3 protein-coding genes and 1 pseudogene are annotated in these 3,718 nt (G+C 69.9%); 2 read left to right on the top strand and 2 right to left on the bottom strand.

The genetic code is table 11. The features are described 5' to 3' along the window. Window positions 1-295 precede the first annotated feature (295 nt). Window positions 296-667, bottom strand: a pseudogene (locus tag AOK24_RS51780) (hypothetical protein); the annotation flags it as partial. Between the two features lie 425 nt (window positions 668-1,092). On the opposite strand from AOK24_RS51780, the gene AOK24_RS39740 reads away from it, so the two are divergent. Beyond that, on the top strand, window positions 1,093-1,659 hold the full coding sequence (locus AOK24_RS39740) for a Uma2 family endonuclease (RefSeq protein WP_055724784.1): 567 nt from the start codon (window positions 1,093-1,095) through the stop codon (window positions 1,657-1,659). A gap of 36 nt (window positions 1,660-1,695) precedes the next feature. On the opposite strand, the gene AOK24_RS39735 is transcribed toward AOK24_RS39740, so the two are convergent. Beyond that, the gene (locus tag AOK24_RS39735) at window positions 1,696-2,592 is read right to left on the bottom strand and encodes a LysR family transcriptional regulator (protein ID WP_240554344.1); all 897 of its coding nucleotides are present in this window, start codon (window positions 2,590-2,592) and stop codon (window positions 1,696-1,698) included. Between the two features lie 98 nt (window positions 2,593-2,690). On the opposite strand from AOK24_RS39735, the gene AOK24_RS39730 reads away from it, so the two are divergent. Beyond that, window positions 2,691-3,518, top strand: coding sequence for an oxidoreductase (locus tag AOK24_RS39730; RefSeq protein ID WP_055724782.1), 828 nt, complete (start codon window positions 2,691-2,693; stop codon window positions 3,516-3,518). Window positions 3,519-3,718: the final 200 nt, after the last annotated feature.

Genomic DNA, 3,718 nt, shown 5'->3' with positions numbered 1-3,718 from the left:
GCAGTTCGAATCTGCCCGGGGGCACCATGTATTACCGCTCCGACCTGGGGTTTATCCCTCAGGGGGAGGGGGTCTATTCGGCCTCGGACTCGTCGTCCGAGGCCGTTTGCGTGAGCGGACGGGAAGTCGATCTCCCAAGCGCCTCCTAACGGATCAGCTCCGTTCGGCACGGGTTCCGTGTCGGGCTCCTCCGCATCGACGGGCTTGAGCTCCGCTTCAGGGAGCAGGCACTGCGGATCGAAGTTTGCGACGACTGCCCGGGGTCTGTTCCTCGTCGCCCTTGTCTCAGACCAGTCCGGACGGCGGGAGAGCACCAGAATGCGGTCACGCAGATCATCGGCAAGGCCAAGTACGTGAACAGGTCCACAGCGGTCTGTAGTCGCTTGCGCGTGGCGCGGCTCGCGTCGTCGCGGTGGTAGATCTCCCAGCCGAACACTGCGCCGTGAGCGCCGCTGATCTCGGCCAGCCGCGGTCCCGACTGATCGCGGATGTGGCGGCCGACCGCCGAGATCTTCTCGTCGTTGACCAGGTAGGTCCAGCCCAGGACCAGGCAGATCACAGGGATGGCGAGCAGCAGTTGAGCCTGCCTGCTCTGGACGGTGATCGCCAGGACCGCGGTGGACGCGGCGAGCGTGAAGTAGAGCAGGTTGTCGCGGAATCCTATCCGCAGGTACTTGCACTCCAGGAAGGTGCGGATCGCACGAGAGGCCAGTTCGCCGGGCGACGCCGCGGGAGCCTCCTGGGCCCGGTGCAGCCAACGGATCTCGGCCCAGTCCTCCGGTCAGCCCGATCCGTTCACGCCTGAACCGTCGAATCCGACCGCGCTTCGGCGTTCGGTGCGTCCTGCGGCCCAGGGTTCCGCGAGGTTCACGTCGCCGGATGGTGCGGTGCTCACCGGTGTGGCCACGAGGTCAGTGGCGCCGCTGGTCTGCTCCGATCTCCTGATGCAGGTCCACCACGCCGCGAGGGCTCGCTGGTCGGATGCCGGCCGACGGGGAGGGGGTGAGCGAGATCAGCATGCCGGACGGATGGCAGACAGTACGCTGAATCCAGCGGGATCGAGCCCGCAGCACAGTGTCCGGGAGGTGCTTCATGACGGCCGAGATGGTGGCCCCGGCATGGATGCATGAGCAGATCACAGCGCAGGAGTACGACTCCTGGTCCGAGGAACAGTGCGCCGGCATCGAGATCGTGGACGGAATGGTCGTCGTGAGTCCGAGTGCGTCCAAGCGGCACAACCGGCTCGCCCGGATTCTGGCGAACGCCCTGGATGCCGCCGCGGGCCCGGAGTGGAACGCCGACACCGACTTCGACGTCCGGCTCCAAGACGTCCCCCTCACCAATCGCCGCCCGGACGTCGTCGTGTACCGCGCAGACACGATCGACATCACCCCCACCCGCCCTGAGCACGTGCTGCTGGTCGCGGAGGTGGTGTCGCCGGGCTCGGAGACCACCGACCGGATCGTGAAGGTCGACCAGTACGCCAAGGCTGGCATCGGCTTCTACTGGCGGATCGAGCAGGCCGCGACAGGCGTGCCTCTCGTGTACACCTACGTTCTCGACCCCGCGACGAAGACCTACCGGGACGGAGACGTGTTCACCGGCGTCCTCAAGGTAGCGGCCCCCTTCCCGGTGGAGATCGACCTCGGCCAGGTCTGACCACGCGCAGTTCGAATCTGCCCGGGGGCGGTGGGGTCAGGGCTGGCCGGTCGCCTGTCGGCAGGCGTGGGCGTAGGCGAGTACGAGGGGACGGTGGTCGTCGGTGCGCCAGGCGAGGGCGAGGTGGCTGGGGGAGAGGCCGTGTACCGGGCGGGTGATGACGCCGCCCAGGGTGATCAGGGGGGCGTTGCCTGCGGCCAGGAGGCAGATGCCGCGGCCGTCGACGAGTGCTTCGTACGTCTCTTCGGTGCTGGCGATCTCGGCCGCGATGTGGGGCGGACTGTCGCCGCGGGCGTCCAGCGCGAGCCAGTGGTCCCGTAGGGGGCCGGCGGCCTCCGGGAGTGCAAGGAAGGGTTCGTTCAGGAGGTCGGCGAAGTCGAGGGTTTCCTTGGTGGCCAGGGGGTGCTTCTCGGAGAGGGCTACCAGGCGGGGTTCCTCGGCCACGACCAGCCAGGTGTAGCGGTCGGGGTCGGGGAGGGGGAGCCAGATGAAGGCGAGGTCGGTGGAAGAGTCCGCGAGGCCCGCGGTCGCGTCCTCCCAGCCGACCTGGCGCAGTTTCACGGTGGCGTCGGGATGGGCGTCGGTGAACCGGGATCTGATGGCCGGCAGCAGGCCGCCCCGGCCGGGGCTGGTGCTCATGCCCACGCGGAGGGTCGTCCGCTGCCCGGCCCTGACGGCCTCGACCGCTTCCTTCGCGGCGTCCCAGGCGGCGAGCACCTGGTGGGCGTGGGGCAGCAGCGCGGCGCCCACCGGCGTGAGCCGGACGCCCTGCCGGTCCCGCTCGAACAGCGGCGCGCCGAGCTGCCGTTCCAGCATCCGGATCTGCTTGCTCAGCGCGGGCTGGGAGACGAACAGCCGCTCGGCGGCGCGGGTGAAGTGCAGTTCCTCCGCCACGGCGGCGAAGTACCGGAGGTCTCTGCCGTGCACGTCCATAACCATGGGTTATCACGGGAGGTCTTGGACGGGTGAACGATTTTCCCGGCAGGGTCGGGGCCGGAAGATCCGCAGCACGGTCCTGGGAGGGATGTCCGATGAGCAAGGTATGGCTGGTGACCGGGGCGAGCAGCGGCTTCGGCCGGGCGATCACCGAGGCGGCGGTCGCCGCCGGGGACGTGGTCGTGGCGACCGCGCGCCGCGTCGACGCGCTGGCCGGCCTGGTCGCCGCGCACCCCGACCAGGTCGAGGCGCTGCCGCTCGACGTCACCGACACGGCGGGGATCCAGGCCACCGTGCGGGACGTGGTGGACCGTCACGGCAGGATCGACGTCCTGGTCAACAACGCCGGGCGCAGTCACGTCGGGGCCGCCGAGGAGACGACCGACGCCGAACTGCGGTCCCTGTTCGACCTGCACGTCTTCGGGCCCGCCGCGCTGGTCCGGGCCGTGCTTCCGCACATGCGCGCCCGGCGCGGCGGCGCGATCGTCCAGATGAGCAGCATGGGCGGCCGGATGTCCTTCGCCGGGTTCTCCGCCTACAGCGCCACGAAGTTCGCCCTGGAGGGGTTCTCGGAGGCGCTGGTCGAGGAGGTGCGCCCGCTCGGTGTCAAGGTGCTGATCGTCGAGCCCGGTGCCTTCCGCACCCGTCTGATGGGCAGCATCAGCGTCAGTGAGGAGATCGCCGACTACGCCGGGACGGTCGGCCCCACCCGGCGGATGGCCCAGACCGCCGGCGGCACGGAACCGGGCGACCCGGCGAGGGCCGCGGCGGCGATCCTGGCCGCCCTCGACGCCGAGCGGACCCCGCTGCACCTGCCCCTGGGCAGCGACGCGGTCGACGCGGTCCTCGGCCATCTCGACGCCGTCCGCTCCGACGTCACCGCTTGGGAGAAGACCGCTCGCGACACGGCTTACCCGAGCTGAGGAGGCGGGATCGTGGCTCTGTCGTAGGGGGGTACTGCGCGGGGTGGCGGGGTGGTCCTGTCGTACGGCGGTATTACGCCGGTCGGGGAGCGTAGCTCCGGAGTACGGCGGTATTACGCCGATCTGGGGCCGTAGCCCCGGAGTACGGCGGTACTACGCCGATCGGGAACCGTAGCCCCGGAGTACGGCGGTACTACGCC

The sequence above is a fragment of the Streptomyces niveiscabiei genome (genome assembly GCF_001419795.1).
GTDB lineage: Bacteria > Actinomycetota > Actinomycetes > Streptomycetales > Streptomycetaceae > Streptomyces > Streptomyces niveiscabiei.
The sequence above is the reverse complement of the archived record's forward strand: the minus strand, read 5'-3'. Positions and strand labels throughout refer to the sequence as shown.